Source organism: Pseudoalteromonas sp. ND6B (genome assembly GCF_000764215.1).
Lineage (GTDB): Bacteria > Pseudomonadota > Gammaproteobacteria > Enterobacterales > Alteromonadaceae > Pseudoalteromonas > Pseudoalteromonas tetraodonis.
The window spans coordinates 1-12777 of record NZ_JQFL01000001.1 but is presented as its reverse complement, the minus strand read 5'-3'; the positions used below and the strand labels follow the sequence as shown (position 1 = coordinate 12777).

Sequence of the window (12777 nt, the reverse complement as noted above, 5' to 3'; positions counted from 1 at the left end):
ATGACTAAAAACAACAGCGTAATAACTAAATATATTTAGCAATCAGGCTGTTTTTATTACGATATTTCCAGTTTAAGTAGCGCTTAGCGAGTAGGGCGGTAAGCACAACCACTACAGCAATCATCGCCATGGTCGCAATATAACTCATACCATACCCTGATGGTAAGCCAACAAGGGTTTCACCATAGGTCATATCACTAAAGTTAAATCCAAGAGCAGGTATTAAAAGCCAACTGATAGCATGCAGCAAATACAAGTGAGTGAGGTAGGAAAACATGCTGGTTTTACCTAGTACTTGCAGAAAATTTTGCGAAAAACTAGCCTTTAAGTGGCTCAACAGTTTTAGCGCAATTAAACCAAGCCCTACAGTAAGTAACATAAATTGTAACGACAACGGATATTTAGTCGGATTTAAAAACGACATAATAGTCAGCAGTGGAGCTGTATGTGTAGAAAACTGTGACATATCACCGTATAAATTAAAGCCGCGTAGTATTGAATAAAGTGCTAGGCAGCTCATACCCATAATAAAAGCATAATTCATCACTTTTTTACTATAATGCTGAGATTTATAATATACACCTGCACAATAAGCCAAACACATGAGTCCAACAATAGGCGCAACGGGGTAGGTCGTTCTAATAGAAAAATCAAACGGCAGTGCTAATACATTTTTTTGATGAACGATAGACCACAGTGTATGCGCGATGGTGTTACTTTCAAAGGTAATACCATCTAATAAGTTATGACCAAATACCAGTAATAACCCAGCTATAAATACAGGGTATATACCTATTAAGCGAAGCAAGCCAAGCACCACAAAGCCCCAGCCAATCGCCCAAATTACTTGAGCATATAACATCGGGAAAAGAGGATTAAAACTCCATGACCATGACACAATTGTAAACTCAAATAAAATAAGCACTAAGCCTCGAACTATTAAAGCGTTAGCAAACTGACGAGTACACGCGTATTTATGCTCTGTAATAGCGGCAGAGAGGCCTGCTAAAAATACAAATAATGGCGCACAGAAATGCGATATAAAGCGTGTGAAAAAAGTAAGCGCATCTGTTCCGGGTATGGTCATGGGATCAGTTACTGAATAATTTAGACAATAATACATGCCGTGATCTATCACCATAAATATGATGATAATGCCGCGTAATAGATCAATATGATGCAAGCGACTTTGCGATAAAGATAATGACATAAAATACAATTAACAAGAATGAAAAAAATGAACTTGATTATATGTTATATTATATCAAAAGGCGAGTTTGAAGATTGAATTTAACAGGGTGATCGCGTCAGCGCTAAGCAATTAATTATAATTTTCATTATTTAAATTTTTTAACATACCTAAGCGTTATGAAGTTTATTACTGCCAACAAAATAGCTATTTCATAGCGGCTGTACGCAATAGCGATACCAATTAAACCCATATTCCAAATACTCGCAGCTGTTGCTGTTCCAGATGTAGACTGGTTATTTTTTAAAATAGCGCCGCCACCAATAAAACCAATACCTGTAATAATACCTTGTAACATTTTAGATTGCGCCTCTGCGCCCTCCAAAACTGACATAGCAATCAGTGCATAACCACATGATGCGACGGCAACTAAAGGAAACGTTCTGAGACCTGCACCATTATGGCTATGCTCTCTATCATATGCCATTGGCAGGGCAAGTAAATACGCCATGCCAAGATGAATCAAGTTATCAATAATGTCTCTCCACTGTAGATCAATTTCCATTGCTATTTCCACGGATAAATTTTAAATAAGAGCAAAAATTGAACCAAGGTATTAATTTAAATAAAATCATTGTGTTACCTTTGTTTTATCGAGGGGGATGAGTGGCGTTAGCAATATTTACACAATAAAGTACGTTTTTACCCAGCAATGAATTTCAGCTGCGTACTACACAAGCAAACTCTATTATGTAAAATTGTGGGGCTTACATATTTTTACAACACTCCTTTTTTAAGTCGTATATAATTTGGCTTATTTGCAACGAGAGTTTACATGCGCATTTTATTAATTATTATCTTTTTAAATGTATTAAGTGGTTGCACAGTAATGGGTATATTTTTGGATGAAAAGGCGAGATCCAATTCAAACATCAATAGCACTAATAGTTATGTAAAGGATAAAGATGGTTTTAGTTTTAGCAAACTTGGTTACGAAACTGATAAAGCCATAATTGAATTTATAAAAGGAGATGACGGTGTGATTAAAAAATGTAGGCAGGTTACTAAGGTCTTAAAAGAATGTGTAGAAGTAGATAAATCTACTCTACACAGTAATGAATCTAAGCCGATAAAAACTGATGATGAAATAATAAGTGTTGGTCTATAAAGCTACTAATAAAAAAGTAACTATGATCGTAGCCAGCGTGCATTTCGAGCTGCAGCGGATACGCTTTTTTATTAGCGATATCGACCAAATTTTGCGGCTTAAGCTGCTCTTCTAAAAAGTTATCAGCATCACCTTGGCTTACCAGCATAGGTAAATAGTTAGCTTGCTCGGCTTGTTGCATTAATTCGCAAGTATCGTAGTGTGCCCACGTTGTTTTGTCGTCGCCTAAGTAGCCTGTAAATGCTTTTACACCCCACGGACACGCCATAGGATTAACAATAGGACTAAATGCCGAAGCGCTGGTGAACGATTGTGGGTTTTTAAGTGCAATCATCAATGCGCCGTGCCCGCCCATTGAATGACCACTAATTGCTTTTTTATCTGTAACAGGAAAGTGTTGCTCAATTAGTGCCGGTAACTCATTAACAACGTAATCATACATATTAAAATGGGTGTTGTAGGGCGCTTTTGTGGCATTAAGGTAAAACCCAGCACCTTGTGCAAAATCATAGCTGTCTTCGTTTGGCACGTTATCACCACGTGGGCTCGTATCTGGCGCTACAATGGCGATACCCAGCTCCGCTGCTTTTTTAAATGCGCCTGCTTTTTGCATAAAGTTTTCATCGGTACAGGTTAAACCTGATAACCAGTACAGTACCGGCACCTTATTGGTTTGACTGGCGCCTGGCGGTAAAAAAACTGCAAAACGCATAGTGCAACGAGTGCTTGAAGCGCTATGGCTGTATTGCTTATGCCATCCGCCAGCCACTTTCGCTGTTGAAATATTTTCTAACATAACAATCCTTAAAAGCCGTTACTTAATAGCAACGGCTTGTGATGGTAATTAAGTGAAATGAGCGTATTAGTAATGAATTACAGTACGAATACTTTTACCTTCATGCATTAAATCAAAGGCATCGTTAATTTCTTCTAGACTCATGGTATGAGTGATAAAGTCGTTTAGCGCAAATTCACCCGCCATGTAACGCTCTACAATTTCAGGAAGTTGTGAGCGGCCTTTAACACCACCAAATGCGCTACCACGCCATACACGGCCAGTAACAAGTTGGAACGGACGAGTTGAAATTTCTTGGCCAGCACCGGCTACACCAATAATCACCGACTCTCCCCAACCCTTATGACAACACTCAAGCGCAGAGCGCATTACATCAACATTACCAATACATTCAAATGAGTAATCAACACCACCATCGGTCATTTCAACAATGACTTCTTGAATTGGCTTGTCAAAGTCTTTTGGATTAATTAAGTCGGTAGCACCTAGTTTGGTCGCCAAGTCAAATTTAGAGGTATTAATATCAATACCAATAATACGGCTAGCACCAGCCATTTTAGCGCCAATAATGGCAGATAAACCAATACCGCCTAAACCAAAAATAGCCACCGTATCGCCGGCTTTTACTTTAGCCGTATTTGTTACAGCGCCCATACCGGTAGTAACACCACAGCCTAATAAACAAATTTCTTCTAACGACGCTTCTTTATTTACTTTAGCCAATGAGATTTCTGGCAATACTGTGTATTCAGAAAATGTAGATGTACCCATATAGTGGTAAATAGGCTCGCCATCTTTGAAAAAGCGAGTGGTGCCATCTGGCATTAAGCCTTTACCTTGCGTTTCGCGAACTGCTGAACACAAGTTTGTTTTACCTGAAGTACACATTTTACATTCACCACATTCTGCGGTGTATAAAGGAATAACGTGATCGCCAACTTCTACACTCGTAACGCCTTCGCCCACAGCGTAAACCACCCCAGCGCCTTCATGACCTAAAATAGCGGGGAAAATACCTTCAGGATCTTCACCTGATAAAGTAAAAGCGTCTGTATGGCATACACCAGTGGCAGTGATTTTTACCATTACTTCGCCTTTTTTAGGCATCATCACATCAACTTCTTCAACGCTTAAAGGCTGATTAGGGCCCCAGGCAATCGCTGCTTTTGATTTTATAAATTCAGACATGTGTATATCCTTTGTAGTGGTTCGAATATGAATTGTAGACCCATACTGTTTGGGTGATGAGGTTATTGTATTTGTTTCTCAGATAATGATAATCTTTAATTTAATAAAACACTTTTACAGTATGGTAATAATTATGCGTTGGGAAGGTATTGATGAGTTTATTGCTGTTGGCGAAGAGGGAAGTTTTACCCAAGCTGCACAGACGTTAGGTTTATCGGTTGCTCATATTAGCCGCCATGTTACAAAGCTAGAACAACGGTTAAATACGCAATTATTAACACGTACCACTCGAAAGGTTGTGTTAACCAAAGAGGGCGAGCAGTTTTTACACCAAGTTAAACATTTACAGCACGCAATGGACGAGGCCACTCAAGGCCTAGCATCGGTACAAACCTCACCTAAAGGTAAAATTAAATTAACAGCACCGGTTATGTATGGTGAAAGTTTTATTATGCCCATTGTGCATTCATTTATGCATGATCACCCTGAGGTAGAAGTAATCGCAACGCTCTCTAACGAGCAAGAAAACTTATTAGAGGGGGGCTTTGATTTAGCCATTCGACTAGGCCATTTAAAAGATTCAAGCTTAAAAGCGCGGCGCTTGAGCTCGCGACGATTTATTATGTGTGCTTCACCTGCATATTTAGCGCGTTTTGGTGAGCCTCACACTTTGGGGGAGCTTAATAATCATCAATGTTTAATTGGCAATAGTAGTTATTGGCGAGTAAATGAAAATAATCGTGATAAACATATTAAGGTCGCAGGGCGATTGCATTGTAATAGCGGCTGGGCACTCGTTGACGGCGCTATAAAGGGTTTAGGTATTGTTCAGTTGCCTGATTACTATATTGAAAATGAAATTAAATCCGGTCAGTTAGTGCCTATATTAACTGCATACCAACCACAACAAGAAGGCGTGTGGGGTCTATATCCGCCACGGCAATTTGTGGCTACTAATGTGCGGGTATTACTTGATTACTTAGTAACAGGGCTGAAAGTTTAGCAGGATTTACTGGCTTGTTTAAAATATAGCCAAGTATCAGATTTATAAATTATTTCTTACATTTATGGTGATATTCAATTGCGCTGAGTTCGTGCTACTATAACGCCACACTTTTGGCATTAATGTTTTAATTAATATGTTTCAACCTGTTAGCCTATTTATCGGACTCAGATATAGCCGCTCCTCTAAAGGCAATGCGTTTATTTCGTTCATTTCGTTTTTTTCTATTGCAGGTATAGCGATTGGTTTAATGGCGCTTTTTACGGTCAGTAGTGTAATGAACGGCTTTGAGAGTAGTTTAAAATCTAATATGTTGGGGCTTATTCCACACGTTGAAGTACAAGCCAAAGATCACTCCAAAGCGCAAATGAATTCGTTAAAATCTGCGCTTGAGCAATCACCGTATGTTGATCATGTTAGTTTGTACCGCCACGGTGAAGCCATATTGCAAACCAATAAAGATCTTCACGGGGTGTTATTACAAGGGCTTTACGACAATAACGGCTCGCTGTATACAATCACCGACAAAATAGTGCAAGGCAATTGGCAAAGCGTACTAAATAATAATTATAATATTGCAATAAGTCGTTATTTAAGCCGCAAACTTGGCGTTGGCTTAGGTGATAAGTTACGTGTAATTATGCCTAACGCATCTACGTACACCCCACTTGGGCGCATGCCAAGCCAACGTTTATTTAAAATTGCTGCTATCTATGAAACTGGCTCCGAAATAGACATGGGACTGGCATTTACCAGTGGCGTATCACTACAACGGGTTTTAAAACTTAGCAATAATACGGTACCTAATTTAAGCGTGTCACTGCATGAGCCGTTTGCACTTGACCAATTTATGCAAGACAGCCAACACATACTCAATGACTTTAAACTCACCGACTGGCGAAGCAGTCAAGGCACTTTATTTGCCGCCGTTGCGATGGAAAAACGCATCATGTCTATGCTCCTTGGCTTAATTGTGCTGGTGGCGGTATTTAATATTGTATCGGCACTGACCATGATGGTCAGTGAAAAACAAAGCGAAGTAGCAATTTTGCAAACATTAGGACTCACACCAAGCCAAGTGCAAACCGTATTTATGGTACAAGGGCTCTATAACGGAGTAATTGGCACGGCCGTGGGTGCTTTTTTAGGTATTTTATTAAGCTTATATATAAATGAACTGCTGGCTTTGGTTGGTTTAAATTTACTATCGGGAATTTCACTCCCCGTCAAATTTGATGTGGTTAGTTTAAGTGTTATTGCTGTTTTAAGCTTAGCAATGAGCTTTTTAGCGACTTTATATCCAGCGCGCCAAGCCGCTAAAGTAAACCCAGCAGAGGTATTACGTTATGAATGATTTAGTAATTAGTTGTGAAAAAATAAGTAAAGTGTACCAAGACGGGCAAAATCAGGTTGAGGTATTAAAAGGGGTTGATTTAGCCCTAACGCAAGGTGAAATGCTGGCAATTGTTGGCAGCTCAGGTTCAGGTAAAAGCACCTTGTTACATATTTTAGGCACCTTAGACACGGCCAGTGCGGGTAGTGCAAAAATAAAAAACCAAGACGTTGCTAAGTTATCTCGCTCGCAGCAAGCGGCTTTTAGAAATAAAAACTTAGGGTTTATTTATCAGTTCCACCATTTATTAATGGAATTTAGTGCGGTTGAAAACGTTGCCATGCCATTACTTATTAAAGGGTTAAGCGCAAAAGAAGCCAATAAGAAAGCGCTTAACATGCTAGATAAGGTAGGCCTTGCACACAGAAGTAGCCATAAGCCTTCGGCTCTTTCTGGTGGTGAGCGTCAGCGTGTTGCCATTGCTCGCGCTTTAGTGACAGAGCCTGCGCTGGTGCTTGCCGATGAGCCAACGGGTAATTTAGATAAGCAAAATGCGATTAAAATTTACGATTTAATTAATGAGCTAAATAAAAGTTTAAACACCAGCTTTGTGGTGGTGACTCATGATTTAGAACTGGCTGATAAGCTGGGTAAAATAGCTTATTTAGATGACGGTAAACTATCAATAAAAGAGTCTAGCCATGTTGCTTAGTGCCTTTATTAGTAAACGCTTTAGAGCATACTCAGGCCATAAAGATGAAAAAAATGCCTTTGTAAGTTTTATAGCCAAAGCATCCACTATCGGTATTTTACTTGGTGTTGCAGTGTTAATTGTGGCGTTATCGGTGATTAATGGGTTTGAGCAGCAATTAGTGCATCGCTTATTGAGTGTGGTGCCGCAAGTTGAATATGTTGCCCCAAGTAGGCCAATTGCCGATTGGCCCACTAAAGTCGAAAAGTTAAAACAGCAACCACACGTAACAGGCGCAGCCCCATTTATTGCCGTTAATGGTATGGCGCAATTTAAAAGCCAATTAAAAGCGGTTGAGATCCGAGGTGTTGAGCCTTCGTTGGAAGGTGATGTGTCAGCCATTAACCAATTTACACAAGGTAAATTAGTCAGCCAGTTAACAGGTGATGATGTTATTTTAGGCAAGCAAATTGTTAAGCAACTTAATATCGCATTAGGTGATAATGTGACCTTGTTAATCCCGCAAATTAGTGAAAAAGGCCAGTCATTACTCGCCCCAAAACGTGTTACCCTCACGCTTGCGGGCATTATAGAAATGGGCGGACCAATCGACAGCAGCGCTGCTTTTATTCATCTTAACAAAGCACAACAAACCTTAGGCTATGATCAAAGCCAAGTAACAGGGTTACGCTTGCGTGTTGATGATGTGTTTTCGGCGCATCAAATAGCGCTTCGTGTTGGCCAGACTATTACCGATTATGTGTATATTTCGAGTTGGCTTAGAACGCAAGGTAGCTTGTATCAAGATATTCAAATGGTGCGCACGATTGTTTATATTGTGGTGTTTTTAATTATCGCGGTGGCGAGTTTCAATATTGTGTCTTCACTGGTAATGGAAGTGCGTGAAAAAGAAGGCAATATTGCTATTTTAAAAACCATGGGTGCCAAAGACAGTACCATATTGGCTACTTTTGTCATGCAAGGCTTAACCCAAGCATTTGTGGGTGTACTTTTAGGCTCAATTGTTGGCGTGATTTTAGCAGTTAATATTAGTGAGCTATTTACTTGGCTGAGCTTGTTACTGGGTGAAAACCCGCTAGAAGGTGTGTACTTTATCGAATTTTTGCCCAGTAAATTAGTTTGGCAAGATATTGTGTTGACCGTTATAGCCACCTTTGTGCTTGCGATATTGGCGACGCTATATCCAGCATGGCAAGCAACACGCGTAGATCCGGCAAAGGTATTGGGTAATTAAACACAGTATTTAATAGGGTGCTTAGTGTAACTCTGATAAACTTCGCCGCTACTAAACAGCTTTTGTTTGCTGAGCGCTTATTTACCTTGGGATTTACTTTGACAAATAACGATATTTTACGCCGTATTCGCTACACCTTTGATTTAACTGATTCAGCTATGGTTGATGTTTTCGCCGCAGCAGCGCAGAGCGTAAGCACTGAGCAGGTGATTGCATGGTTAACTAAAGAGGGCGAGCCTGGGTATACCCCAATAAGTGACACTGAATTTGCGGTATTTTTAAATGGTTTTATAAATACCAAGCGCGGCAAGCGTGAAGGTGAGCAGCCAGAGCCTGAAAGTAAATTGAACAACAATATTATTTTTATGAAGCTACGTATTGCTTTAAATATGAAAGCAGAAGACGTGATCGCGACCTTGGCGTTGGTTGATTTTGATTTAAGTAAACATGAGCTAAGCGCATTTTCACGTAAAGTTGAAAACAAGCATTACCGTGTGTGTAACGATCAAATATTGCGTTTATTTTTAACCGGTGTACAGCGTACTTTTCGCCCAGATGGCGAAAAAGCTTAATGCATTTTATGGAGGTTGAATACAACCTCCATTTTGACCTCTCCACATTTACTCAATTATCAGTCTATCCTTCTACAACTTCAGTCTCATAAAGCAGTTTATTTTGTCGCTCTCGTAAAAATGTAGAGTCGTATTTTGTTTTACTATTTTTTTAATACTTTTAACGTGTTATTCATTCAAATGGGTGTTTTTAGCATATAAATTCTTTTTTAATGATTTTTTATACAAAAGAAACAACAATTTAATTCAACATCAAACACGTGCATCCAGTTTATCTATGATGTTAAAGTGTGAAAATAATGATCGGATAATTAATTTCTTCACTAACAATAGCATTGATCATTTTTCCTATTTCAAATTAAAAAATACCTACATGGAAGAATAAATATGAATTATATACACACAACCATTGCGCAGTTAAAACAAACGAGCCCTGCGCAATGTGAGTTTTATCAAGCAGTGGAAGAAGTGCTTGACTCACTTGAACCTGTATTTGCGCAAACAAGTCATTACCAACAACAAGCAATTATTCAAAGAATGGTAGAGCCAGAACGTCAACTAATGTTTCGTGTGCCTTGGGTTGACGATGAGGGCAATATTCAAGTGAATAAAGGCTACCGTATTGAATTTAATTCGGCGTTAGGGCCTTACAAAGGCGGCTTACGTTTTCACCCGAGTGTAAATGCCAGCATTATAAAGTTTTTAGGCTTTGAACAAATTTTTAAAAATGCATTAACGGGCTTACCTATTGGTGGGGGAAAAGGCGGTGCGAACTTTGATCCTAAAGGACGCTCTGATGGCGAAATTATGCGTTTTTGCCAATCCTTTATGAACGAGCTATACCGCCATATTGGCCCCACCACCGATGTACCTGCCGGCGATATTGGCGTAGGTGCCAGAGAGATTGGCTATATGTTTGGTCAATACAAACGCTTAACAGGGCGTTATGAAGGGGTGCTAACGGGTAAGAGTTTACTTTGGGGTGGATCGCTTGCCCGTAAAGAGGCTACAGGCTATGGCGCTGCCTATTTTGCTAATAATATGCTTGAAGAGCGTAACGATAGCTTATCGGGTAAGCGCTGTTTAATTTCAGGCTCTGGTAATGTGGCTATTTATGCCATGGAAAAGTTATATCAACTTAATGCAACGCCAATTACCTGTAGTGACTCTAAAGGCACTTTATACGATGAGAATGGTATTGATTTAAAGCTGATAAAACAGCTCAAAGAGCAATCAAGAGGGTGTTTAAGTGACTACTTAGACACTCATCCTCAAGCCAAGTATACGCCTCGCGATGATTACCCTGAGGATGGTCATACGGTATGGCGCTACAGTGCGGATGCGGCATTCCCTTGCGCCACGCAAAATGAATTGACCGAAGCGGATGCAAAAGCGCTACTTGATAATGGCTGTAAATTAGTATGTGAAGGAGCCAATATGCCCTCAACCAAAGAAGCGATTGATTGCTTCATTGAAGCAAAAATAGCTTATGGCCCGGGTAAAGCGGCAAATGCCGGTGGCGTGGCAACCAGCCAACTAGAAATGGCGCAAAATGCCAGTATGCAAAGCTGGACGTTTGAAGAAGTTGATGAAAAGCTCAAGCAAATAATGAAAGATATTTTCACAACAGCAAGCGATACCGCAAAAGAATTTGATCAGCCCGGTAATCTATTACTTGGCGCTAACATCGCTGGTTTTAGACGTGTAGCCGATGCAATGATTGAACAAGGCGTGGTGTAACCGCTCGTTTAATTTATAAGCTTTATTATAAAGCCATAAGTAGCTCATATCTGATCTGACAGTTCCAACTAATAAGTTAAGAGTTCATCTGACAGGCAGTTATGAGCGAGAAGCAGACGGTCAGGTAAACTCATTTTTGGACAGAAACACGTTAGAGTATTTATTAGATAACTCTGCGTTAAGTAGTTGGTCACGCTACCACTACACACCTAACCTTAATTATTGCACTGTAAACACCAAAACTCGACTAGAGCTGAGAATGCCGAACGATGCGAATCTGTCTTAAACAGTTTGTAATAAACTAGCACTCGATGAAGTGATCATTGTTATCTATGTACATCTCTATATTCTCAAATACCCATTGCGTCTTTGAGTTATCATTGCGACCACTACGTTTTCTTTCACGAGGCTTCCAGCGCCCGAAAAATATATATTCTTTTGATGGATCTATGTACTTGAGCAATGAACTATTCTTTAAAATAATTTGTGGAATTGGCTTCTTAATTACTCCATTTTTATCAGGTTCCACAAATTGAATCGCCCCGTGTTTGCCAGAGACTCAATAACTTGAGAAACTGGAACTATGAAAAAATCAAATCGCTATACATCAGAATTTCGTGAACGTGCAATTAGGCTTGTTACCACACAACAGCATGAATACCCTTCTCTTTGGGCTGCGCTAGTATCGATTTCAGATAAACTGGGATGTACCCCAGAAACACTTAGAGCATGGGTCAAGAAATCTCAAGCTCAACCGTCTAAACCCTCTTCTAATACGCAATCAACTGAAGAACGCCTTGCCGTCTTAGAGCGCGAGAATAAAGAGCTCAAGCGAACGAATGATATCCTGAGGCAAGCTGCCGCTTTTTTCGCCCAAGCGGAGCTCGACCGCAAACAGAAGTAATAGTGGATTTTATTGATGCTTGCAGAGAGCATTACGGTGTCGAGTCAATTTGCAAGGAATTGCCGATTGCACCATCAACGTATTATTCTCATAAACAGATACAAAGAGAGCCTGAGCGACTGTCTAACCGCAAAAAGCGTGATGCTGAGCTGATAATACTCATTCGCGAAGTGTGGGAGGATAATATGTCAGTTTATGGTGCAAGAAAAATATGGAAGCAGCTACAGCTTGACGACCATCAAGTCGCCCGCTGTACAGTCGAACGATTGATGCGAGTTATGGGAATTCAAGGTGTTCGTCGGGGTAAAGCACATAAGACAACGATACCTGACGAGCAACAAGATAAGCCACTTGATTTAGTTAATCGTCAATTTACTGCTGAGCAGCCAAATCAACTTTGGGTAGCTGACATCACCTATGTTGCCACATGGAGTGGGTTTGTTTATGTCGCTTTCGTGATAGATGTTTTTTCACGATACATTGTAGGTTGGCGTGTATCAACGACAATGCACACAGAGCTTATTCTTGATGCGTTAGAGCAAGCTATTTGGCATCGTGGCAACCCCGAAGGGTTAATTCACCACAGCGACAGAGGCAGCCAATATTTGTCTATACGATACACTGAGCGACTTGCTGAAGCTGGAATTCAAGCGTCTGTAGGCAGTGTGGGTGACTCTTATGACAATGCATTGGCTGAAACAATAAATGGATTATTTAAAACAGAGATTATTCGCAGAAATGGCCCGTGGAAGAATGTTGATGCTGTTGAATACGCAACGTTAGAGTGGGTCAATTGGTTTAATAATCAACGCTTATTATCTTCAATTGGGTATATTTCACCAGCTCAATATGAAACAGACTACTATGATAATTTAAACGAGTCAGGTAAAGTGGCCTGACTTAAACAAACTGGTCTCCGATGAACTCGGGGCGATTCA

General features: G+C 40.1%; 12 protein-coding genes and 1 other annotated feature. Of the genes, 8 read left to right on the top strand and 4 right to left on the bottom strand.

Translation table 11 applies throughout. The features are described 5' to 3' along the window. Positions 1–25: 25 nt before the first annotated feature. Positions 26–1210 (bottom strand): DUF1624 domain-containing protein, encoded by a 1185-nt coding sequence (locus ND6B_RS18830; protein ID WP_033102482.1) that lies wholly within the window; start codon positions 1208–1210, stop codon positions 26–28. A 127-nt stretch (positions 1211–1337) separates the two neighbouring features. Then, the gene (locus ND6B_RS18835) at positions 1338–1754 is read right to left on the bottom strand and encodes an MgtC/SapB family protein (protein WP_013464847.1); all 417 of its coding nucleotides are present in this window, start codon (positions 1752–1754) and stop codon (positions 1338–1340) included. Positions 1755–2024: 270 nt separating this feature from the next. On the opposite strand from ND6B_RS18835, the gene ND6B_RS18840 reads away from it, so the two are divergent. Then, positions 2025–2357, top strand: coding sequence for a hypothetical protein (locus ND6B_RS18840; RefSeq protein ID WP_033102481.1), 333 nt, complete (start codon positions 2025–2027; stop codon positions 2355–2357). Here ND6B_RS18840 and fghA read toward each other — a convergent pair. Together fghA and ND6B_RS18850 are read right to left on the bottom strand one after the other, a co-directional pair. Next, positions 2311–3153, bottom strand: a complete 843-nt coding sequence (fghA, locus tag ND6B_RS18845) for an S-formylglutathione hydrolase (protein ID WP_033102480.1) — start codon at positions 3151–3153, stop codon at positions 2311–2313. The two genes, ND6B_RS18840 and fghA, sit on opposite strands and share 47 nt — an antisense overlap. 66 nt (positions 3154–3219) lie before the next feature. Then, positions 3220–4341 (bottom strand): S-(hydroxymethyl)glutathione dehydrogenase/class III alcohol dehydrogenase, encoded by a 1122-nt coding sequence (locus ND6B_RS18850; protein WP_008110499.1) that lies wholly within the window; start codon positions 4339–4341, stop codon positions 3220–3222. 130 nt (positions 4342–4471) lie between these two features. Here ND6B_RS18850 and ND6B_RS18855 point away from each other — a divergent pair, with 130 nt between their 5' ends. From ND6B_RS18855 to ND6B_RS18890, 7 genes are all read left to right on the top strand, one after another. Then, entirely contained in the window at positions 4472–5344 is an 873-nt protein-coding gene (locus ND6B_RS18855; RefSeq protein ID WP_029609976.1) for a LysR family transcriptional regulator, read from the top strand. 136 nt (positions 5345–5480) lie between these two features. Then, entirely contained in the window at positions 5481–6698 is a 1218-nt protein-coding gene (locus ND6B_RS18860; protein ID WP_033102479.1) for a lipoprotein-releasing ABC transporter permease subunit, read from the top strand. Next, on the top strand, positions 6691–7389 hold the full coding sequence (lolD, locus tag ND6B_RS18865) for a lipoprotein-releasing ABC transporter ATP-binding protein LolD (RefSeq protein WP_008110493.1): 699 nt from the start codon (positions 6691–6693) through the stop codon (positions 7387–7389). The genes ND6B_RS18860 and lolD overlap by 8 nt, the downstream gene beginning before the upstream one ends. Beyond that, positions 7379–8623, top strand: a complete 1245-nt coding sequence (locus ND6B_RS18870) for a lipoprotein-releasing ABC transporter permease subunit (protein WP_028835296.1) — start codon at positions 7379–7381, stop codon at positions 8621–8623. Before lolD ends, ND6B_RS18870 begins: the two co-directional genes overlap by 11 nt. 98 nt (positions 8624–8721) lie before the next feature. Next, entirely contained in the window at positions 8722–9195 is a 474-nt protein-coding gene (locus ND6B_RS18875) for a DUF1456 family protein (protein ID WP_024601041.1), read from the top strand. A gap of 387 nt (positions 9196–9582) precedes the next feature. Beyond that, on the top strand, positions 9583–10935 hold the full coding sequence (gdhA, locus tag ND6B_RS18880) for an NADP-specific glutamate dehydrogenase (RefSeq protein WP_033102478.1): 1353 nt from the start codon (positions 9583–9585) through the stop codon (positions 10933–10935). A 583-nt stretch (positions 10936–11518) separates the two neighbouring features. Then, positions 11519–12738 (top strand): IS3 family transposase gene (locus ND6B_RS18890; protein ID WP_223230517.1). Its coding sequence is split into 2 segments (ribosomal slippage): positions 11519–11807 and positions 11807–12738, totalling 1221 coding nucleotides; the frame shifts between segments, so codons are not numbered across the junction. After that, positions 11797–11913 (top strand) — a sequence feature (AL1L pseudoknot). Its footprint overlaps the gene before it by 117 nt. Positions 12739–12777: the final 39 nt, after the last annotated feature.

Coding starts and splice junctions, on each gene's coding strand:
- fghA (WP_033102480.1), bottom strand. CDS start 3,153: ATGTTAGAAAATATTTCAACAGCGAAAGTGGCTGGCGGATGGCATAAG.
- ND6B_RS18830 (WP_033102482.1), bottom strand. CDS start 1,210: ATGTCATTATCTTTATCGCAAAGTCGCTTGCATCATATTGATCTATTA.
- ND6B_RS18840 (WP_033102481.1), top strand. CDS start 2,025: ATGCGCATTTTATTAATTATTATCTTTTTAAATGTATTAAGTGGTTGC.
- gdhA (WP_033102478.1), top strand. CDS start 9,583: ATGAATTATATACACACAACCATTGCGCAGTTAAAACAAACGAGCCCT.
- ND6B_RS18870 (WP_028835296.1), top strand. CDS start 7,379: ATGTTGCTTAGTGCCTTTATTAGTAAACGCTTTAGAGCATACTCAGGC.
- lolD (WP_008110493.1), top strand. CDS start 6,691: ATGAATGATTTAGTAATTAGTTGTGAAAAAATAAGTAAAGTGTACCAA.
- ND6B_RS18850 (WP_008110499.1), bottom strand. CDS start 4,341: ATGTCTGAATTTATAAAATCAAAAGCAGCGATTGCCTGGGGCCCTAAT.
- ND6B_RS18860 (WP_033102479.1), top strand. CDS start 5,481: ATGTTTCAACCTGTTAGCCTATTTATCGGACTCAGATATAGCCGCTCC.
- ND6B_RS18835 (WP_013464847.1), bottom strand. CDS start 1,754: ATGGAAATTGATCTACAGTGGAGAGACATTATTGATAACTTGATTCAT.